Source organism: Agromyces sp. Y782 (assembly GCF_059445405.1).
Map to the genome: position 1 here is coordinate 1,388,218 of NZ_JCAIUG010000001.1, position 19,771 is coordinate 1,407,988.

A 19,771-nucleotide genomic window follows, 5' to 3' on the forward strand; every position below is an offset into this window, starting at 1 on the left:
GTTCGTCAGAAGCCTCCGGATCACACCTCCACCTCGACGTCGTACATGACGGCGTCGCGCTCTTCCTGCGCGCGACGAGCTCGGGCGTGCCGGATCCCACTCCAGACGAGCATCGCAACGAGACAGAGGAGCCCGGCCTGCACGAGGGCGGGCGCGATGAGCCACGCGGCGGTCTGCAGCAGCCGATCCGATTCGTCCGTCGGACCGTAGAAGCTCTCGCCCGAGATGCCGGCCCAGAAGAGCACGACCCCGAAGACGACGACCACGGCCGAGACCGCCCATGCGGTCAAGAAGTAGAAGTCGGTGCGTGACTCTGCCAACGGTTCACCGTTGTCGAGCCAGTCCGCCAACCGTTCGTCATGGCCGTCCTCCGCCTCGGCGGCGGCCGAGACGAGTCGAGACTCGGCAGGTCCGGCCGATGGTCGTGGGGCAACGACCGGCACCGCCCTCGGTGGATCGGGCACGCGCGACACCGACGGGAGGCGCGTCGGCGGGTCATCCGTCTCGCTCGCCCCATGTCCTGAATACCCGCGCTGGAAGCGCGGATCGAACTGCGGGTCGATACCGGTCGTGGCGCCGTCGCTCACGTGACCTCCTCGGGTCAAGGCCGCCCGATCAGTCGGGCTCGCCGCTCAGCAGGCCGCGCAGCCAGTCGCGGGCCTCGATGAAGATACCGTCATCGTACTTCGAGTGGTAGGCGACCTCCTGCTGGTCGGCCCGCGGATACGAGCCGAGGAAGATCACCTTCGGGCTCGTGCGACGCAGGCCGAGCAAGGCGTCGGCGACCCGCTCGTCGGCGACGTGCCCGTCGAAGTCGACGACGAATCGGTAGCGGCCGAGGGCATCGCCGATGGGCCGCGACTGGATGAGCGACAGGTTCACACCCCGCGTCGAGAACTGCTCGAGCATCGCGAGCAGGGCGCCGGGCTCGTCGTCGGGCAGTTCGACGATGATGCTCGTCTTGTCGGCGCCCGTCGGTTCGGGCAGCATCCGGGAGCGGCTGACGAGCACGAAGCGGGTGACGGCGTTGGGGTCGCCGATCTCGCGGGCGAGCACGTCGACGTCGAGGTGCTCGGTGATGCCGGGCGGCGCCACGGCCGCGTCGGCATGGCTGCCTTCGAAGAGGGATGCCGCGGCGGCGACGTTGCTCGACGCCGGGATGTGCCCGTGGTCGGGCAGCTCGCGTTCGAGCCAGCCGCGCGACTGCGCGTAGGCGACGGGGTGGGCGTTGACGACCCGCACCTCGGCGAGCGCGGTGCCCGGCCGCGCGACGAGCACGAAGTTCACGGGCACGAGGTACTCGCCGAGGATGCGGAGTCCGGGCACGGTCGCCAGCGCGTCCTGCGTGGCCGAGACCCCGCCGTCGATCGAGTTCTCGATCGCGATCATCGCGGCGATCGAGCGGCCGCTCGTGACATCCGCGAGCGCCTCGCCGACGTTGTTCACGGCCCGCCAGTGCTTTCCGGATGCCTCGGGCACCTGCTTCAGCGCCGCCTCGGTGAAGGTGCCGGCCGGCCCCAGGTAGGAGTACGTCTCCTCGGGCGGTGGGGGCGCGGCATCCGTCATGCAGGCCAGCCTACGACTGTCGGCGCGTGCGAAACTCCGGAGTTCCCACAGCGACACGCCGGTGTCCGGCCTGCCAGCGCGGCGCGCCGCGCGCTGCATCCGGAGTTCGGCACGGGCGGCACGGTCGAGTCGGCACGGCGGCAAAGCTGCACACGGGATAGCGTCGACACCGTGCGACACCCCGCAGCGCGAGGAGGGGCCGATGACCAAGATCGATGAACGCCGGGCCGTGCCCACCGATGCCGAACGGCTCGTGGCGCTCCGGCGAATGAAGCGCGTCGCGACGAGCCTGCTGCTCGTCGCCGCCGTCGTGTTCGCGGTCTCGTTCGCGCTGCAGGAACAGGTGCCGTGGCTTGGCTACGTGCGAGCGGCCGCCGAGGGCGCGATGGTCGGCGCGATCGCCGACTGGTTCGCGGTGACGGCGCTGTTCCGGCATCCGCTCGGCATCCCGATCCCGCACACGGCGATCATCCCGAACCGCAAGGACGAGATCGGCGCGAGCCTCGGCGCATTCGTCGAGCACGAATTCCTCTCCGACGAGGTCGTGCTCGGCAAGCTCCGCTCGATCGGCATCGCCCGCCGGCTCGGCGGCTGGCTCGCGATGCCCGCCAACGCCGAGCGGCTGACCGCCGAGGCATCCGTCGCCGCGCGTGGCATGCTCACCCTGCTCGGTGACGACGACGTTGAAGACGTGATCGAGCGGCTCGCCCGGCGCCACTTCTTCGAGCCCGAATGGGCGCCCGCGATCGGTCGGGTCGGCGCCCGACTCGTCGCCGACCACCAGCAGCGCGCCGCAGTGGACGTCGTGCTCGAGAAGGCCGAGGCGTGGCTCGATGCGCACCCCGAAGCATTCGGCAGCATGATCTCCGACCGGCTGCCGCGGTGGCTGCCCGGTTTCGTCGACCGCGTCGTCGACGACCGCGCTTACCGCGAAGTGCTCGGGTTCGTGCGGGCCGTGCGCGCGGATCCGGGGCATCCGCTGCGCATGGCGATCGACCGCTACCTCGCCGAGCTCGCCGACGCCATGCAGCACGACCCGGCCATGATCGCGCGCGTCGAGACGCTGAAGGCCGAGCTGCTCGAGAGCCCGCGCGTGCGCGAGTTCGCCGGCGAGGCGTGGGCCTCGGTGAAGGCGACGCTCGACGCCTCGCTCGCCGACCCGACGAGCGAGTTGCGGGCCGGCCTGACGTCGGCGGTCGTCGAGGTCGGCGCCCGCCTCGTCGCCGACGAGGGGCTCGCCGCGAAGGTCGACACCTGGGTGACGGATGCCGCGGCCTACGTCGTGCGCAACTACCGGCACGAGATCGCGGGCGTCATCACCGAGACCGTCGAGCGCTGGGATCCCCGCGAGACGACCGAGAAACTCGAGCTGCAGGTGGGCCGCGACCTGCAGTTCATCCGCATCAACGGCACCGTCGTCGGCGCGCTCGCCGGACTCGCCATCTTCACGATCGCGACGGCGGTGCACGCCCTCCCGTTCTGATGCGCTCCGGGGGTCGTTTCGCGACATCCCGACGGCGAATTCACGGTGCAGGTGGCGCAATACCACCCCCGGAACGGTGTGGGACGGTGCCAGACTGATGGAATGCACGAGCGAGCAGGCACCCCGGCGACCGCATCCGACCTCATCGACGTGGAGGCGCTCGTCAGGGCGTATTACGAACGGCATCCGGATGCCTCGGAGCCCGCGCAGCGCGTCGCATTCGGCACCTCGGGCCACCGCGGGTCGGCGCTCACGTCGAGCTTCAATGAAGACCACATCCTCGCGATCACCCAGGCGATCGTCGAGTACCGCGCCGGGCAGGGCATCACGGGGCCGCTCTTCATCGGCGCGGACACGCACGCGCTCAGCGCCCCCGCGCAGACGACGGCGCTCGACGTGCTCGTCGCCAACGAAGTGCGCGTGCTCGCCGACGAGTTCGACGACTACGTGCCGACGCCCGCGCTCTCGCACGCGATCCTGAAGTGGAACAACGACCCCGCCAAGCGCGCCGAAGGCCAGGCCGACGGCATCGTCATCACGCCCTCGCACAACCCGCCGCACGACGGCGGCTTCAAGTACAACCCGCCGCACGGCGGGCCAGCCGACTCGGATGCCACGAAATGGATCGCCGACCGGGCCAACGAACTCATCGCGAGCGGGCTGAAGGACGTCAAGCAGGCCGAACCGAGCGGCGTCGAGACCTACGACTTCCGCGGCGAGTACGTCGCCGACCTCGCGAACATCATCGACTTCGACGCGATCCGTGCCGCGGAGATCAAGATCGGCGCCGACCCGCTCGGCGGGGCATCCGTCTCGTATTGGGGTGCGATCCGCGACGCCTACGACCTCGACCTGACCGTCGTCAACGAGCGCGTCGACCCCGCCTGGTCGTTCATGACGCTCGACTGGGACGGCAAGATCCGCATGGACCCGTCGTCGCCGAGCGCCATGGCCTCCGTGCTCGAGCACGCGGGCGACTTCGACATCCTCACGGGCAACGACGCCGACGCCGACCGGCACGGCATCGTCACGCCCGACGGCGGCCTCATGAACCCCAACCACTACCTCGCCGTCGCGATCGAGTACCTCTTCGGGCACCGGCCGAACTGGCGAGCGGATGCCGCGATCGGCAAGACCCTCGTCTCGAGCTCGATGATCGACCGCGTCGCCGACTCGCTCGGTCGTCGCCTCTGGGAGGTGCCGGTCGGCTTCAAGTGGTTCGTCCCGGGCCTCATCGACGGCTCGGTCGGCTTCGGCGGTGAAGAGAGCGCGGGCGCCTCGTTCCTGCGATTCGATGGCACTGTCTGGACGACCGACAAAGACGGAATCCTGCTGTGCCTGCTCGCCTCCGAGATCCGCGCGGTCACGGGCAAGTCGCCGTCGGCCTTGTACTCGGAGCTCGTCGAGCGCTTCGGCGACCCCGCCTACGAGCGAACGGATGCCGCGGCATCCGCTGCCCAGAAAGCCGCCCTCGGCAAGCTCGACGGCGACGCGATCACCGCCACCGAACTCGCGGGCGAGCCGATCACGGCGAAGCTCTCGCACGCGCCGGGCAACGACGCGGCGATCGGCGGTGTCAAGGTCGAGACGGCAGACGCCTGGTTCGCGGCGCGGCCGAGCGGCACCGAAGACGTCTACAAGATCTACGCCGAGTCGTTCAAGGGGCCGGAGCATCTGCGGCTCGTGCAGGCCGAGGCCAAGGCGATCGTCGACGCCGCGCTCGGCGCTTCGCCGGTCGAGTAGCAGGAACCGGCACGCCGCAACGGACCGCGCACAGGCGGTCGGCCACCTGACCATTCAGCAATTCAGGACGGCACCCGGCGTGTTGCCCCGACGCGCCGGAGCAAGACGGCGCGACACGCCTCCGCTCCTGAATTGCTGCACCGGTCAGGCGCGACGGGTTACTTCAGCGAGAAGTAGGTGACGGCGCCGCCGCCCGAGGCGAGGGCCTCGTCGACGTTCCAGTAGTCGGCGTCCTTGGTGTGGCCGCCGACCCAGACGGTCGTGCCGGTGGCACTCCGGTCGACGCGGGTGACGACGGCGGTGTGGTCGCGGTCGCCCGAACCGTCCCAGTCGAACTGGGCGATGTCGCCGACCTTCACGAGGCTCCGCTGCGAGTCGTCGAGCGGCGTGGCCAGGTCCGGACGGGTGGACAGCCAGTCGCGCATCGCGGTCGAGCTCGCCCAGCTGGGCGACATCGCACCGGTCGCTCGGTCGTAGTACCAGCCGGCATCCATCGCCCAACCGCGGGCGACGAGCGACTGGCTCGTGAAGTTCGCGCAATCGACACCGCTCAAGACGGTGTACTCGGCCGTGTTGTAACCGCTCCAGTAGGTGAGCACGTAGCCCAGCTGCGTATCGATCGCGGGGTTCGAGGTGTAGGTCAGGGTGAGCGACTGCGACGCGGCGTGCGCGGCCGCTTCGTCGATCTCGGTCAGCTGGGCTGCGAGTGAGACCGGGACTGCGGCGCCGGCGACCGTCGCGGTCCACGGCGCCACGACGGCGACAGGCTCCCCCGCGACATCCGTGAATGCCACCGGGACACCACCGAGGGCGGTGTCGGCCACGGCCGGCACCTGGAAGGTGAGCTGCTCCGGGGCGACGGCGACGATGGGTGCGGCGGCGCCGCCCACGACGACCTGGCCCACCTGGTCGAGCTCCTCCCCCGTCACGGTCACCTGGGTGCCACCGGTGAACGGTGCGGCGGCGGTCGAGAGCCCGCTCGTGACGGCGGGTCGAGCCGAGATCTCGATCGACGAGGTGATCACATCGGCCGCAGCAGCTGCCGCGAGCGTCGGCTCCGCGAGGTCGCTCGAACTCGCGCGGGTTGCGTCGGCGTCGGCGTCGGCCGCGGCAACGGCCCCGAACGCGCTGACGCTCAGGATCGCGCTCGCGCAGCCGAACGCCAGGATCCGGCGCGGCGCTCCGCTCGACGGGCGGCGGTTGCGCACGCGCTCGGCACGGTGACGCGCACGACGCGCACGACGTCCCTCGACACCATCGGAGGAATCGCCCGAGTCCGCGCCGGACTCATCGCGCGAGCCCTCGCCCGGCCGCCCGGCCGAGTCATCACGCGACGTCGCGTCGGACCCCTGGGCTGATTCAACGCGCGACCCCTCACCCGGCTCCCCGACAGCGGCAGCGGCAGCGGCAGCGGCAGCGACAGCAGGGTCGCCGACAACGGGTTCGCGGAACGTCGAGCGTCGTCGAGCGGACGGATCAGTGGGCGTGGAGGCAGGCGTGAGGAAGCTGAAGATCACAGGTGGGGATTCCGGGTCGGCATTAAGGGGGACATCACACCCCATCACGCGAATTTGTGAGGAACCCTCTCATACTCTGGGAACCCCGTGAGAGCGCGATCTCGGCGCCGAGTCGCGCTTAGGGTGCTGCGACCCGACGATTCGCGGCCATCGCACGCACACCGACGACGGCGAGCGGCACCAGCACGAGCAACGCGACGACGTTCACGCCCGCGAACCCCGCCGCTCCGAGCACAAGACCCGACAGGGCTGCGGATGCCGCGGCCGCGAAGTTCATCGCGGCATCCGTCGCGCCCTGCAACGGCACCCGGATCGCCGGATCGACTGATGTGGTCAGCAGTGTGGAGCCGCCGATGAGCCCGCACGACCAGCCGAGGCCGAGCAGCCCGAGGGCAAGCGGGATGAGCAGCATGTCATCGGCCGGCGCCAGGATGCCGATGAGTGCGGCGACCGCGAGGATGCCGGCGCCGGTGACGATCACGCGAGCGGCGCCGATGCGGTCGACGAGCCATCCGACGAGCGGGCTCGCGCCGTACATGCCGAGGATGTGGATGCTGATCACGACGCCGACGAGCGACAGCGACAAGCCGTGCGCCGTCATGTGCACCGGCGTCATCACCATCACGCCGACCATCACGGTATGCGAGCAGACGATCGCGAGGATCGCGAAGAGGCCACGCGGGCTGCGGATCGCGGTGCGGAACGCGAGCCACGCGCCGACGGGACGAGCTGGGTCGCGGGTGCTCCCTGAGCCTGTCGAGCTTCCTGAGCCGGTCGAAGGGAGGCCGGGCGGCACGAGGGAAGCTCCTTCGGCGAGCTCGGGGAGCAGAGACGCATCCGACGCATGAGACGCATCCGAGGCATCCGAGGCATCCGAGGCATCGGAGGCATCCGCTGCCATCGTGCCGGGCTTGGGCAGGCGGAGCATCGTCGCGACGAGCAACGTCGAGAGGGCGAACGCGGCGCCCGAGAACAGGAACGGGCCTACGAGCGGAGGCAGGCCGAGCTCGAGACCGACCTCGGCGCCGGTGGCGGAGAGGAGGGGGCCCGCGACCGACCCCAGCGTCGTGGCCCACAGCACGAGCGACATCGAGCGCGCCTCGAAGCCGGCGGCCGCGACCTCGGTGGCGGCGAAGCGGGCCTGCAGGCCCGCGGCGGCTCCCGCGCCGAACGCCGCAAGGCCGAGGAAGATGAGCGGCACCCAGCCGCTCGCCGCGGCCGCGATGACGAGCACCGCACCGACCAGCGCGAGAGCGTATCCCGTCGCGAGCGCGACATGGCGACCTGAGCGCACCGCGAGCTTGGCGAGCGGGATGGCGGCCAGCGCCGCCCCAAGCACGCTCGCCGACTGCGCGAGACCCGCGAGCGCGACGGCGCCCGTCATCTGCTCGACGAGGAGCGCGGCGACCGCGATGCCCGAAGCCACCCCCACGCCCGCGAGCAGCTGGTTGATGATCAGTACGGTGAGGGAGAGGCCGCGCCGCGGCCTCTTCGATGCGCTCGGGGAACGCCGCTCACTCATATTCGGGTGCAGCCGGGAGGCCGAAGAACTCCTCGAGCGTCGTGTAGCCGGTCTCGTGCATCTCGGTGGCGAGCGGCACCCCGACGTAGCGGAAGTGCCAGGGCTCGAACTCGTATCCGGCCACTGGCGTCTTGTCGGCGGGGTATCGCATGATGAATCCGAACCGCCATGCGTTGTCGCGCAGCCAGATGCCCTCTGCGGTGTCGCCGAAGCACGCCGCGAGCGAGCAGTCGCCGCTCTCGGCGCCGATGTCCATGACGAGCCCGGTCTGGTGCTCGCTGAACCCGGGCCGGGCGGTGAGCAGGTCGTCGCCGTCGTAGATCGACTCCTGCGAAGAGTAGGAGCGGAAGGCGCTGTTCGAGGCGAGCGAGAGGTCGGCCTCATCGGACGCGGCCTGGAACATCGCGACGACCGCATCGGATGCCTCCTGGCGAAGCATCGGCTCCCAGGTGTGCGGAACGGGCACCTCGACGAGATCGTCGGGCTCGAAGTCCTGCGGGTTCATCGGACGCAGCTTGTTGACGACGACCCAGATGCTGTTCGGGTCGTCGAGGGAGTGCGCCGTGCGATCGAAGGTGTCGACGATCGCGGGTGGCGGGGCCTCGCCTGGTGCGGGGCGCGGCCCTTCGGGCGTCTGCGAACCGGGTGCGCCGCCCGCCGTCGCACTGCCCGTCGAGCCGCCTGAGACGGCACCGATGACGACCACGGCGACCGCGATGAGGGCGAGGCTGATCGAGACCGCGATCACCATGCGCCGGTTCTGCGTCACCTGATCGGACGACGTTCGGCGTTCGCTTGCTGGCACCGGACGAGTCTACGCCGGGGTCGCTGGACGGCCCGTGAACGGCCGCTCGAAGCACCCGCGCCGGTCATCTCCGGCCACGGGTTCGCGTGACGGCTCGGGTCACGGCTCGTGACCCGGCCCGGGTCACGGATCGCGTCCCGGCCCGGGTCACGGCTCGGTAACGAATGAGCCACGTGAGAGCGCTCTCTTGACAGCACACGGTTGCACTGCATAGAGTCGCACTTCGAATCGTGAGAGCGCTCTCACGTTCCCGAAGAGAGCGCTCTCACGCTGTGACACATTCCAGTCCACGCACACACAAAGGAGTGACCGTGAAGCTCTCACGCCACACGAAGGTCGCCGCGGCCGTAGCCGGCGCTGCGACCATCGCCCTCCTCGCCACCGCCTGCTCCACAGGCGGCGGCGAAGAGAGCGACGGCGACATCACACTGACCGTCACCACGTTCGGCACGTTCGGATACGACGACCTCTACACCGAGTACGAAGAGGCGAACCCCGGCGTCACGATCGAGGCGACGAACATCGACACCGGCGGCAACGCCCGAACCGACGCCTTCACCAAGCTCGCCGCCGGCTCGGGTCTCTCCGACGTCGTGGCGATCGAGGAAGGCTGGCTCGGCGCCATCATGGAGGTCTCCGACCAGTTCGTCGACCTCACCGACTACGGCATCGACGACCGCAAGGGCGACTGGGTCGACTGGAAGTACGAGCAGGCGACCGACCCCGAGGGCCGCGTCATCGGCTACGGCACCGACATCGGCCCGACCGGCATCTGCTACAACGGCCCTGCGCTCGAGGCGGCCGGCCTGCCGAGCGACCGCGAGAGCGTCGCCGAGTTGCTCAACGGCGACTGGGCGAACTACTTCGCTGTGGGCAAGCAGTACCAGGAGGCTACCGGCAAGGCGTGGTTCGACCACTCCGGGTTCGTCTGGAACTCCATGGTGAACCAGCTGCCCGAGGGTTACTACACGTCCGACGGCGAACTGAACGTCGAAGACAACGCCGATCTCAAGGCGAACTTCGACCTGCTCACCGGCGCAGTCGGCGACGGCCTCTCGGCCGCACAGACCGCGTGGGACTGGAACGGCGGCAAGTCGTTCGTCGACGGCACTTTCGCGACGTTCGTCTGCCCGGGCTGGATGCTCGGTGTCGTCGAGGGCCAGGTCGAGACCGGTGGCGGCGACGCCTCAACCGGCTGGGACTTCGCTGACGTCTTCCCCGGTGGCGCAGCCAACTGGGGCGGCGCGTTCCTCTCGATCCCCGAGTCCTCCGAGCACAAGGAGGCAGCCGCGAAGCTCGCCGACTGGCTCACCCAGCCCGAGCAGCAGGTGAAGCAGTCGGCCGCCGCCGGCAACTTCCCGAGCACGATCGGCGCACAGGAGACCCTCGCCGAAGAGGCGACGCCGAACGAGTTCTTCAACGGCGCCCCCACCGGAGCGATCCTCGCAACTCGCGCCGAAGGCGTCGTGGCCCAGTTCAAGGGCCCCGACGACTCGGTCATCCAGGAGAACGTCTTCGGCCCGCCGCTGTCGTCGCTCGACCGCGGTGAAGTCGATGCCGCCGGTGCCTGGGATCAGGCCATCGAGCTGCTCCACGAGCTCGTCGGCGAGTAGTCCCAACTGAGGGAAGGAGAGCCCTCGGGCGCCCCCGAGGGCTCTCCTTCCCTGTCATCTCCCACGACTGGACTTCGCATGACTACCACCATTCGGCCCCCCGCGAGCGGGACCTCAACGCCGCAACGGCGCGACGCGGCATCCGAACCCCTGACCTTCCGTCAGCGCATCTCGCGCTTCGACGTCAAGGCGAGCCCCTACTTCTACGTCTCGCCCTTCTTCATCCTCTTCGCGCTCGTCGGCCTCTTCCCGCTCATCTACACCCTCGTCGTGTCGATGTACGAATGGGATCTGCTGAAGGGCCAAGGGCCGTTCGTCGGCCTCGACAACTTCGTCGAGATCCTCGGCGACAGCATGTTCTGGAACTCCATCGGCAACACGATCAGCATCTTCCTGCTGTCGTCGATCCCGCAGCTGACCGTGGCGCTCATCGTCGCCTACCTGCTCGACCAGGGCCTGCGTGCAGCGACGTTCTGGCGCATGAGCGTGCTGCTGCCCTACATCGTGACCCCCGTCGCCGTGGCGATCATCTTCTCGAGCGCGTTCAACGAAGCCGACGGACTCGTGAACAACCTGCTGAACGTCTTCGGCATCCCCGACCAGCAGTGGAAGCACGACACCTTCCTCAGCCACATCGCGATCGCCACGATGGTGAACTTCCGCTGGACCGGCTACAACGCCCTCATCCTGTTGGCCGCGATGCAATCGGTGCCGCGCGACCTCTACGAGTCCGCCGCGATCGACGGCGCCGGTGCAGTGCGCCGCTTCTTCTCCATCACGATCCCCTCGATCCGCCCGACCCTCATCTTCGTCATCATCACCGCCACGATCGGCGGCCTGCAGATCTTCGCCGAGCCGCGTCTCTTCGACGTCTCGACCGCGGGCGGCATCGGCGGCAGCGACCGCCAGTTCCAAACCACGGTGCTGTTCATGTGGGAGCTCGCCTTCTTCCGGCGCGACTTCGGCGAGGCCGCCGCCGTCGCGTGGCTGCTGTTCCTGCTCATCGTCGGGGTCGGCCTCATCAACTTCCTGATCTCCCGCCGCATCGCCGCCGGGGGCGACAAGCCCACCCGTCGTGTTCGCCGTGCACGCGAACGCGCCTCCCGAGGAGGAGAGGCATGAGCACCACCGCCACACCCGAGCCCATCCCCGCTGTCATGGTCGATCTCGCGAGCGAGGAACGCCGCCCCGCGGCATCCGCCGGGCGAAATCGCCGCCGCTCCGTCGGCACCGCGGGCATCGGCAGCCGCCCCGGCTTCCTCATCTACGGGCTGCTCGCCGCGTTCATCATCGGCGGCGCCTACCCCCTCTGGTGGTCGGTCGTCGTCGGCAGCAGCACGAACGCCACGCGCGGCGAGACCCTCCCCCTCATCCCCGGCGGCAACTTCCTCACCAACGCGGCGAAGGTGCTCGACGCCATTCCGTTCTGGCTCGCGCTCGGCAACTCGATCCTCATCTCGGCGATCATCACGATCTCGGTGGTGACGTTCTCGACGCTCGCGGGATACGCCTTCGCGAAGCTCCGCTTCAAGGGACGCGACGGGCTCATGGTGTTCGTCATCGCCACCATGGCCATCCCGACCCAGCTCGGCATCATCCCGCTGTTCATGGTGATGCGCGAACTCGGCTGGACCGGCACCATCGGCGCCGTCATCGTGCCGATGCTCGTGACCGCGTTCGGCGTGTTCTTCATGCGCCAGTACCTCGTCGATGTGATCCCCGACGAACTCATCGAAGCGGCCCGCGTCGATGGGGCCAACCAGATCCGCACCTTCATCAACGTCGCACTGCCCGCCGCCCGGCCGGCGATGGCGATCCTCGGCCTCTTCACCTTCATGATGGCGTGGACCGACTACCTCTGGCCGCTCATCGTGCTGAGCCCGACGAACCCCACCCTGCAGACGGCACTCAGCCAGCTGCAGTCGGGATACTACGTCGACTACTCGATCGTGCTCACGGGCGCGGTGCTGGCGACCATCCCCCTGCTCGTGCTGTTCATCATCGCGGGCAGGCAACTCATCTCGGGAATCATGCAAGGAGCGGTGAAGGGTTGAACGAGCAGCACACGTCATTCCGTCGAAACTGGCCGGCGGGCTTCGTCTGGGGCTCGGCGACCGCCGCGGCGCAGATCGAGGGCGCCGCGCGCGACGGCGGCAAAGAGGATTCGATCTGGGATGCGTTCGCGCGCGTTCCCGGGGCGATCGCCGGCGGCGACACCCCCGACCGCGCAGTGGACCACTACCACCGCATGCCCGAGGATGTCGCACTCATGCGCTCCCTCGGCCTCGACTCCTACCGGTTCTCGGTCTCGTGGGCGCGAGTCGTACCCGGCGGCCGCACGGTCAACCGCGAGGGCCTCGACTTCTACTCGCGCCTCGTCGACGAACTGCTCGGCGCCGGCATCCTGCCCTGGCTCACCCTGTACCACTGGGATCTGCCGCAAGCGCTGCAGGAACGGGGCGGCTGGGCAAATCGCGACACCGCGTACCGGTTCGCGGAGTATGCCGAAGCCGTCTACGAGGCCCTCGGCGACCGGGTCACGCACTGGACGACCTTCAACGAGCCGCTCTGCTCCTCGCTCATCGGCTACGTCGGCGGCGAGCACGCCCCCGGCCTGAACGACCCGGAGGCGGGGCTCGCGGCGGTGCACCACCAGCACCTCGCGCACGGTTTGGCCGTCGAGAGGCTCCGGAGCCTCGCGGCAGCGTCTTCCGGATCCGGTTCGGGGCGCGACATCCGGCTCGGCATCACGCTGAACCTCACGAACGCGGTGCCGAACGACCCGACCGACCCCGTCGATCTCGAGGCCGCCCGGCGCATCGACGCCCTCTGGAACCGGATGTATCTGGAGCCCATGCTGCTCGGGGCATATCCTGCCGACCTGCTCGACGACGTGCGCGAGTACGGGCTGGCCTCGCGGGTGCTGCCCGGTGACCTTGAGCAGATCGCCCAGCCGATCGACTTCCTCGGCGTGAACCACTATCACGACGACAACGTGTCTGGGCATCCGCAGCCCGCCGACGCCACGCCGTCGCTGCGCCCCACCGACCGGCCCGGACGCTCGCCGTTCCCCGGCAGCGAGTACGTCTCGACGCCGTCGCGGGGTCTGCCGCGCACTGCGATGGACTGGGAGGTGAACCCCGAGGGGCTCACCCGGCTGCTCGTGCGCCTGGGGGCGGAGTACCCGAACCTGCCGCCGCTCTACGTGACCGAGAACGGTGCGGCCTACGACGATGTCGTAGAGGTCGACGGTGCCGTGCACGACATCGAGCGCACGGCCTACGTGCTCGACCACGTCGACGCGATCGGCGAGGCGATCGAGCAGGGCGCCGACGTGCGCGGCTACTTCGTGTGGTCGCTGCTCGACAACTTCGAATGGGCATGGGGCTACGAGAAGCGGTTCGGCATCGTGCGAGTCGACTACGACACCTTCGAGCGCACGCCGAAAGACAGCGCACGGGCGTTCGCCGCACTGATCGCGACGGCGAAGGCCGCTTCGGCGACGACGACTATCGTGGGGTGAACCGGCACACGGGAAGGGGGCCACGATGACGGGAAGCATTCCGCCCGGCCAGGCGCCGACCCTCGAGATGGTCGCAGCTCGCGCGGGAGTCTCACGCGCGACGGTCTCGCGAGTCGTCAACGGATCGCCGAAGGTGAGCCCCGATGTCGCCGAGGCCGTGCAGGTGGCCATCGCCGCACTGAACTACGTGCCGAACCGCGCTGCGCGTTCGCTCGCGAGCCGGCGCACGCAGGCCATCGCCCTCATCGTGCCCGAATCGGCTGCCCGAGTGTTCGACGACCCGTTCTTCGCGTCGGTCGTGCAGGGCGTCGCCCTCGCACTGGCGGGCACCGAATACACGCTGAACATGCTCATCGAGTCCGAGCTCGACCCCGACAAGACCCGCAGGTATCTGCTCGGCGGTAACGTCGACGGAGCCCTCGTCGTCTCGCACCACACGGGCGACCACTCCTTCGCGCACCTCTCGCAGTCGCTCCCGCTCGTGTTCGGCGGGCGCCCGCTCGATCCGGCCGAGTCGAGCGGCTACACGGTCGACGTCGACAACGAACGTGGGGCGGCCTCAGCGGCGCAGCACCTCGTCGACGCCGGGCGGCGCCGCATCGCGACGATCGCCGGCCCGCAGGACATGCCGCCCGGGGTCGACCGGCTGCACGGCTTCACTTCGGTCGTCGCCGCGGCGGGGCTCGCCGACGACCTCGTCGCGTACGGCGACTTCACGGCCGCCTCCGGCGCCGCCGCGATGCGGAGCCTGCTCGAGCGGGAACCCGAACTCGACGCGGTCTTCGCCGCCAACGATCAGATGGCGATGGGCGCGCTGTCGGCGATCGCCGAAGCCGGAAGGTCGGTGCCGGCCGACGTCGCGGTCGTGGGATTCGACGACGACCGCTACGCCGCCACGGCGATGCCGGCACTGACCACCGTGCGGCAACCCTCATCGCAGATGGGCGCCGAGATGGCGCTCAAGCTCGTGCGGCTCATGCAAGGTGAAGAGGTCGAGGCGGCGACGATTCTGCCGACCGAACTCGTGGTGCGGCAGTCGGGGTAGCGCGAGCCACCGGCATCCGCTCGGCGTCGCCCGCGTGCCGTGCCGTGACGTGCCGCGCCGTGCCGTCCCGTGCCGTCCCGTGACGTCCCGTGCCGTGCCGTGCCGTCCCGTGACGTCCCGTGCCGTGCCGTGCCGTGCCGTGCCGTGCCGTGCCGTGACGTGCCGTGACGAGCCGTGACGAGCCGTGACGAGCCGTGCCGTGCCGTGCCGTGCCGTGACGAGCTTTTGCCGGTCAACGACCCTCGCGAACTACGGTAGACGAGGAAAAGGTCGTGGCGGGTGTCGTGCAACCGGCTGGTCTCCACCGCCCGCCACCTGTTCGCCCCGCCACCTGTTCGCCTTCGAGGTGGGTCTCGCGCACCTGCGTTTCGCCGAGCGCCACCGCCGCCGAACGCCGAACGCCGAACGCCGAACGCCGCGATCTCAGCGCGCGGGCACTCCCTGCTCGAACACGACGCTCGCGACATCCGTGAATCGGCCCTTCATGACGGCGATCGCCTCGGGGTTCTCGTCGACGAGCACGAAGCGGCGGCCGAGCGTCGCGGCGACGGCGCCGGTCGTGCCGGAGCCGGCGAAGAAGTCGAGCACCCAGTCGCCCTCACGGGTCGAGGCCTGCACGATGCGCCGAAGGATGCCCTCGGGCTTCTGCGTCGGGTAGCCCGTCTTCTCGCGCCCCGTCGGCGAGACGATCGTGTGCCACCAGACGTCGGTCGGCAACTTGCCGAGCTCGGCCTTCTCGGGCGTCACGAGCCCGGGCGCCATGTACGGCTCGCGGTCGACGGCCGTCGAATCGAACCAGTAGGCCGACGGGTTCTTCACGTAGACGAGGATCGTGTCGTGCTTCGTCGGCCACTTGCGCTTCGCCTTGGCGCCGTAGTCGTAGGCCCAGATCAGCTCGTTGAGAAACGACTCGCGGCCGAAGAGCGCATCGAGCAGCACCTTCGCGTAATGCGCCTCGCGATAGTCGAGGTGCAAGTACAGGGTGCCGTCGTCGGCGAGCAGCCGCCACGCCTCGACGAGTCGCGGCTCGAGGAAACCCCAATAGTCGTCGAAACGATCGTCGTAGCGCAGCAGGTCGCCGCGGATGCGCTCGTAACGCTTGCCCGCGAACCCGGTGATGGCGGTCCGCCCTGAGCTTGTCGAAGGGGGCCCGGGCCGCGAGGCATCCGCTGCGGGTTCGTCGCCCTTCGCCGCATCGGGAAGCCGCACGTGCCTCGTCGACTGGCGTGTCTGCGCGCGGCCCGTGTTGAACGGCGGATCGAGGTAGACGAGGGTGAAGCGCCCGTCTGCCAGCGTGGGGAGCACCGCGAGGTTGTCCGCATGGATGATGCGGTTCGGCTCGTCGGTCGGCATCGCCCCATTCTGCCAGCGGCGCGAGTCGAGGAATTCCGCTGCGCTCGGGCGCGACTAGGACGTGAGCTGACCGAGCACCACGCGGGCGTCGCCGAGCACCTCTGCGTGCCGGGTGCGCGCCAGGAAACTGCGCACCGTTTCGCGGCTTCGGGTGAGGCACGCGATCTTCGAGTCGAGGGTCGCGAGTTCGTCGGCCAGGCTCTCGGCGAGGTTCTTCGAACACGTGCGCGCGAGTTCTTCGCCCTCGACGCCATCCATGCCGAGCATGATGCCGATGAGCCTCGTGGGCAGACCAGAGGAGATGAGGCCGCGCACCAGTTCGACTTGTTCGACGGCGCCCTCGGGATAGTCGCGGTAGCCGTTGGAGCGCCGCTCGGATGAGAGGAGCCCCTGCTCCTCGTAGTACCGCAGCATGCGCGTCGGAACGCCTGTGCGCTGCGAGAGTTCACCGATCTTCACGGGATCCTCCGAAAGGCTTGACCTTCACATTGATGTCAAAGTTTAGCCTCGAAACATGGCAGAGACAACCACCCTCCGTTCGGTCGAAACGATCGAGCGAACGCCCTGGTTCGCGCTTCTCACGCTCGCGTTCGCCGTCTTCGCCACGGTCACCGTCGAGATGATCCCCGCCGGGCTGCTGCCGGCGATGAGCGCGGACTTCGGCGTCTCGGCGTCGGCGATCGGACTGCTCGTCTCGCTGTGGGCGGTCACGATCATCGTCGCGAGCCTCCCGGTCGTGCGCCTGACCGCTCGGGTCGACCGGCGAACCCTCATCGTCGTCGCGCTGGCCGTGATGGCGATCGCCAACCTCGCGACCGCCCTCGCACCGAGCTTCGAGTTCGCACTCGGCTCGCGCATCATCGCCGCGGTAGCCCACGGCGCGTTCTGGTCGGTCGTGATGGTCTACGCGACCTCGCTCGTCGACGCGAGCGCGTCGGGGCGCACGGTCGCGATCGTCAGCGGGGGCGCATCGGGAGCGACAGTCGTCGGGATCCCGCTCGGCACCGTCATCGGCCAGGTGGCGGACTGGCGGTTCGTCTTCGTCGGCCTCGCCGTGGCGCTCGCAGTCGTCGCCGTCGTCATCCAGCGCCGGCTCCCTTCGTCACCGGGCAGCGCACCAGCGACGGACGGGCGTCGACTCGACCGGTCGATCCGCGCGGTGCTCGCGGCGGCCATCGCGTGCACCCTCACCGCGGCGGCGAGCTTCACGCTCTTCACCTACATTTCGCCCTATCTGACGGATGTCGCGGGGCTGCCGGCCGTCTCGATCAGCCCGCTGCTCCTGGGCTTCGGCGCCGCGGGGATCATCGGCCTCGTCATCGCGGCGTTCACCGCCGACCGGTGGCCGGTGGTATCCCTCGTCGCGATGACGGCGTTGTTCGCCGCCGCCCTCGCCGCGCTCGGGTTCGCGCCGCAGAGCACGCCGGTCGTGGTGATCGCCGTGCTCGCGTGGGGCCTCGCGATCGGCGGGCTGCCCGCCATGCTCCAGGCACGGATGCTCGGGGTCGCCTCCCCCGCGCTGCGCGCCACGGCGAGCGCACTCATGGTCGTGTTCTTCAACGGTGGCATCGCCCTCGGCGCCACGCTCGGCGGGGTGTTCGAGGACGGCGCGGGCCTCGTCATTGCGGCGTTCGCGGCCGCCGGGCTCGGCGTGCTCGCCCTCGGTGCGGTCGTCTCCTCCCGCGTGCTCGCGGGCCGGTGAGCGTGCGGGCGCGGGCGCTCGAGCGGGGTGCAGCTCGGGCTGCCAGTAACTGCCCGTGGCTGCGAGGTCTCGATACGGCTCTGGCGGGCCTACTCGACCAACGGCACGGGGCGGCGCGCCGACCGGCGGGCTATTCGACGTCGAGCCTGATGGTGCCGCGGAAGCGGTCGGCTCGCGCGGGCGCCGGCCGCGAGGCATCCGTACCGTCGTCGGCGAAGGCGATGCCCTTGTCGCCGTCACTCGGCGCCGGCGCAGGTGCGGGCAGGCGGCTCTGCCGATCGAGCTCAGCCTGCGCCTCGTGCTTGCGCGGCGCGAACACTTCGTCGCCGATCATCATGACGCCGCCGCCACCGCCACCGCGCTTGGTCTTGTCGGAGAGGTCGATCCAGCCACGTCGCACGGCGACCGCCCCGAAGGCGACGACGAGCGCGGCGATGCCGAGCCAGATCCACCAGTCCACCCCGAGATTCTAACGGGCGACACTGGGCCAGCCGCGCGCCCTCCGCCCGCTCGCGCGTTCGTGCGCCCGCTCGTCCCCTCCTTCAGCCGTCCGCCGAGTGAAGGTGAAGGGCGGGCAGGGCCACGGATGCCCCGGCATCGGCCCGAGGCATCCGTCGCCGCTCGCTCAGGGCACGCGGTAGAGCCACTCCCGCGTCGAGAACTTCGACTCGACGAGCGCCTCCGCCTCGGCGAGCTCGTCGGCCGACACTGTGCCGGGCGTCGCGCCGTAGAGCGTCGCGAACGTCTGCTTCAGGCTCTCGATGATGGCCGCGCGACTGAGGCCGGTCTGCGAGCGCAGCGGATCGACGCGTTTCGCAGCGCTCGCGATGCCCTTGTCGCTGATCTTCTCGCGCCCGATGCGCAGCACCTCGAGCATCTTCTCGTTGTCGATGTCGTACGACATCGTGACGTGATGCAGCACGCCGCCCGAGCCGAGCCGCTTCTGAGCGGCGCCGCCGATCTTGCCGAGCGGGCTCGCGATGTCGTTGAGCGGCTGGTACGTCGCCTCGATGCCGAGGCCGCGCAGCCCCTGCAGCACCCAGTCGTCGAGGTAGGCGTAGGAATCGGCGAAGCTCATGCCCTGCACGAGCTCTCCCGGCACGTACAGGGAGTAGGTGACGACGTTGCCGCGCTCCATCATCATCGCGCCGCCGCCCGAGATGCGGCGCACGATGTCGAAGCCGTACTTCTCGGCACCCTCGGGGTCGACCTCGTTCTTCACCGACTGGAAGCTGCCGATGACGACGGCCGACTCGTCCCACTCCCAGAAGCGCAGGGTGGGCTTGCGGCGACCCTCGCCCACCCGGGTCGCGAGCACCTCGTCGAGCGCGAGATGCGTGCGCGGCGGCACGGCCACGTCGTGCACGATCTCCCATTCGTAGTCACCCCAGCTCGTGGCATCCGTCATCGCCCGTCGCACGGCCACCGCGATCGCGTCGGCCGAGAAGCCGAGCATGACGGCGTCGTGCCGAAGGCCGGCAGCGATCGCCGCGGCGATCTGCTTGGCATCGGATGCCGCGGAGAGGCCGTCGAGCGCGGCGTCGATGTCGCCCAGCGCTTCGTCGGGTTCGAGGAAGAAGTCGCCCGCGACGCGCGGGTTCACGATCACCCCGTCGGTCACGTCGAAATCGACGACCACGAGCTTGCCACCGGGCACCTTGTATTCACCGTGCATGCGGTACAGCCTACGGATGCCTCGGCGCGGTCGCCGCTCGGACGACGCCCGCCTCGCGGCATCCGCCCGCCTCGCGGCATCCGCCCGCTGTGTGCAATTCAGGTGCGCGCACGGCGTGTCGGCCCGACACGCCGTGTCTTCGACCATGCGACACACCTCCGCACCTGAATTGCGGACAACAACAGCGGCCATCGACGGACGACCATAGACGGACGACCATCGAC

17 protein-coding genes are annotated in these 19,771 nt (G+C 69.6%); 8 read left to right on the forward strand and 9 right to left on the reverse strand.

Annotated features, from left to right (window positions below; all coding sequences use genetic code 11):
• Positions 1-20: 20 nt before the first annotated feature.
• Both AC1C2S_RS06420 and pheA read right to left on the reverse strand, forming a co-directional pair.
• Entirely contained in the window at positions 21-587 is a 567-nt protein-coding gene (locus AC1C2S_RS06420; RefSeq protein WP_495351695.1) for a hypothetical protein, read from the reverse strand.
• 28 nt (positions 588-615) lie between these two features.
• Positions 616-1,566: a prephenate dehydratase gene (gene pheA, locus AC1C2S_RS06425; protein ID WP_495351696.1), complete on the reverse strand. Its 951-nt coding sequence runs from the start codon at positions 1,564-1,566 to the stop codon at positions 616-618.
• A gap of 202 nt (positions 1,567-1,768) precedes the next feature.
• On the opposite strand from pheA, the gene AC1C2S_RS06430 reads away from it, so the two are divergent.
• Positions 1,769-3,049, forward strand: a complete 1,281-nt coding sequence (locus AC1C2S_RS06430; RefSeq protein ID WP_495351697.1) for a DUF445 domain-containing protein — start codon at positions 1,769-1,771, stop codon at positions 3,047-3,049.
• Between the two features lie 102 nt (positions 3,050-3,151).
• Positions 3,152-4,792: a phosphoglucomutase (alpha-D-glucose-1,6-bisphosphate-dependent) gene (pgm, locus tag AC1C2S_RS06435; RefSeq protein WP_495351698.1), complete on the forward strand. Its 1,641-nt coding sequence runs from the start codon at positions 3,152-3,154 to the stop codon at positions 4,790-4,792.
• Positions 4,793-4,950: 158 nt separating this feature from the next.
• Here the strand turns inward: pgm and AC1C2S_RS06440 are convergent, their stop codons facing one another.
• The 3 genes from AC1C2S_RS06440 to AC1C2S_RS06450 form a co-directional block, all read right to left on the reverse strand.
• The gene (locus AC1C2S_RS06440) at positions 4,951-6,000 is read right to left on the reverse strand and encodes an amidase domain-containing protein (protein ID WP_495351699.1); all 1,050 of its coding nucleotides are present in this window, start codon (positions 5,998-6,000) and stop codon (positions 4,951-4,953) included.
• A gap of 427 nt (positions 6,001-6,427) precedes the next feature.
• On the reverse strand, positions 6,428-7,831 hold the full coding sequence (locus AC1C2S_RS06445) for an MFS transporter (protein WP_495351700.1): 1,404 nt from the start codon (positions 7,829-7,831) through the stop codon (positions 6,428-6,430).
• The gene (locus AC1C2S_RS06450) at positions 7,824-8,636 is read right to left on the reverse strand and encodes a M15 family metallopeptidase (RefSeq protein ID WP_495351701.1); all 813 of its coding nucleotides are present in this window, start codon (positions 8,634-8,636) and stop codon (positions 7,824-7,826) included. Before AC1C2S_RS06450 ends, AC1C2S_RS06445 begins: the two co-directional genes overlap by 8 nt.
• Positions 8,637-8,947: 311 nt before the next feature.
• Here AC1C2S_RS06450 and AC1C2S_RS06455 point away from each other — a divergent pair, with 311 nt between their 5' ends.
• The 5 genes from AC1C2S_RS06455 (at position 8,948) to AC1C2S_RS06475 (ending at position 14,817) form a co-directional block, all read left to right on the forward strand.
• Positions 8,948-10,249 carry an ABC transporter substrate-binding protein gene (locus AC1C2S_RS06455; protein WP_495351702.1) on the forward strand — a complete coding sequence of 434 codons (1,302 nt, stop codon included), beginning with the start codon at positions 8,948-8,950 and terminating at the stop codon, positions 10,247-10,249.
• 78 nt (positions 10,250-10,327) lie between these two features.
• Positions 10,328-11,371: a carbohydrate ABC transporter permease gene (locus AC1C2S_RS06460; RefSeq protein WP_495351703.1), complete on the forward strand. Its 1,044-nt coding sequence runs from the start codon at positions 10,328-10,330 to the stop codon at positions 11,369-11,371.
• Between the two features lie 35 nt (positions 11,372-11,406).
• On the forward strand, positions 11,407-12,303 hold the full coding sequence (locus tag AC1C2S_RS06465) for a carbohydrate ABC transporter permease (protein WP_495353205.1): 897 nt from the start codon (positions 11,407-11,409) through the stop codon (positions 12,301-12,303).
• Positions 12,300-13,772: a glycoside hydrolase family 1 protein gene (locus AC1C2S_RS06470; RefSeq protein WP_495351704.1), complete on the forward strand. Its 1,473-nt coding sequence runs from the start codon at positions 12,300-12,302 to the stop codon at positions 13,770-13,772. Before AC1C2S_RS06465 ends, AC1C2S_RS06470 begins: the two co-directional genes overlap by 4 nt.
• 25 nt (positions 13,773-13,797) lie before the next feature.
• Positions 13,798-14,817: a LacI family DNA-binding transcriptional regulator gene (locus tag AC1C2S_RS06475; RefSeq protein ID WP_495351705.1), complete on the forward strand. Its 1,020-nt coding sequence runs from the start codon at positions 13,798-13,800 to the stop codon at positions 14,815-14,817.
• Between the two features lie 423 nt (positions 14,818-15,240).
• Here AC1C2S_RS06475 and AC1C2S_RS06480 read toward each other — a convergent pair whose 3' ends face one another.
• Both AC1C2S_RS06480 and AC1C2S_RS06485 read right to left on the reverse strand, forming a co-directional pair.
• The gene (locus AC1C2S_RS06480; RefSeq protein WP_495351706.1) at positions 15,241-16,170 is read right to left on the reverse strand and encodes a DNA-methyltransferase; all 930 of its coding nucleotides are present in this window, start codon (positions 16,168-16,170) and stop codon (positions 15,241-15,243) included.
• Positions 16,171-16,224: 54 nt separating this feature from the next.
• Complete coding sequence (locus AC1C2S_RS06485; protein WP_495351707.1) at positions 16,225-16,629, reverse strand: MerR family DNA-binding transcriptional regulator; 405 nt, start codon at positions 16,627-16,629, stop codon at positions 16,225-16,227.
• Between the two features lie 55 nt (positions 16,630-16,684).
• Here AC1C2S_RS06485 and AC1C2S_RS06490 point away from each other — a divergent pair, with 55 nt between their 5' ends.
• Positions 16,685-17,872 carry an MFS transporter gene (locus tag AC1C2S_RS06490; RefSeq protein ID WP_495351708.1) on the forward strand — a complete coding sequence of 396 codons (1,188 nt, stop codon included), beginning with the start codon at positions 16,685-16,687 and terminating at the stop codon, positions 17,870-17,872.
• A gap of 130 nt (positions 17,873-18,002) precedes the next feature.
• Here AC1C2S_RS06490 and AC1C2S_RS06495 read toward each other — a convergent pair whose 3' ends face one another.
• Positions 18,003-18,332, reverse strand: coding sequence for a hypothetical protein (locus tag AC1C2S_RS06495; protein ID WP_495351709.1), 330 nt, complete (start codon positions 18,330-18,332; stop codon positions 18,003-18,005).
• 165 nt (positions 18,333-18,497) lie between these two features.
• On the reverse strand, positions 18,498-19,547 hold the full coding sequence (lplAB, locus tag AC1C2S_RS06500) for a lipoate-protein ligase LplAB (protein ID WP_495351710.1): 1,050 nt from the start codon (positions 19,545-19,547) through the stop codon (positions 18,498-18,500).
• Between the last annotated feature and the right edge of the window lie 224 nt (positions 19,548-19,771).

Bases quoted from the DNA above. Each gene is read 5' to 3' on its own strand.
- AC1C2S_RS06465 (WP_495353205.1), top strand. From the start codon at position 11,407: ATGGTCGATCTCGCGAGCGAGGAACGCCGCCCCGCGGCATCCGCCGGG.
- AC1C2S_RS06460 (WP_495351703.1), top strand. From the start codon at position 10,328: ATGACTACCACCATTCGGCCCCCCGCGAGCGGGACCTCAACGCCGCAA.
- AC1C2S_RS06490 (WP_495351708.1), top strand. From the start codon at position 16,685: ATGGCAGAGACAACCACCCTCCGTTCGGTCGAAACGATCGAGCGAACG.
- pheA (WP_495351696.1), bottom strand. From the start codon at position 1,566: ATGACGGATGCCGCGCCCCCACCGCCCGAGGAGACGTACTCCTACCTG.
- AC1C2S_RS06445 (WP_495351700.1), bottom strand. From the start codon at position 7,831: ATGAGTGAGCGGCGTTCCCCGAGCGCATCGAAGAGGCCGCGGCGCGGC.
- AC1C2S_RS06480 (WP_495351706.1), bottom strand. From the start codon at position 16,170: ATGCCGACCGACGAGCCGAACCGCATCATCCATGCGGACAACCTCGCG.
- AC1C2S_RS06430 (WP_495351697.1), top strand. From the start codon at position 1,769: ATGACCAAGATCGATGAACGCCGGGCCGTGCCCACCGATGCCGAACGG.
- pgm (WP_495351698.1), top strand. From the start codon at position 3,152: ATGCACGAGCGAGCAGGCACCCCGGCGACCGCATCCGACCTCATCGAC.
- AC1C2S_RS06475 (WP_495351705.1), top strand. From the start codon at position 13,798: ATGACGGGAAGCATTCCGCCCGGCCAGGCGCCGACCCTCGAGATGGTC.
- lplAB (WP_495351710.1), bottom strand. From the start codon at position 19,547: ATGCACGGTGAATACAAGGTGCCCGGTGGCAAGCTCGTGGTCGTCGAT.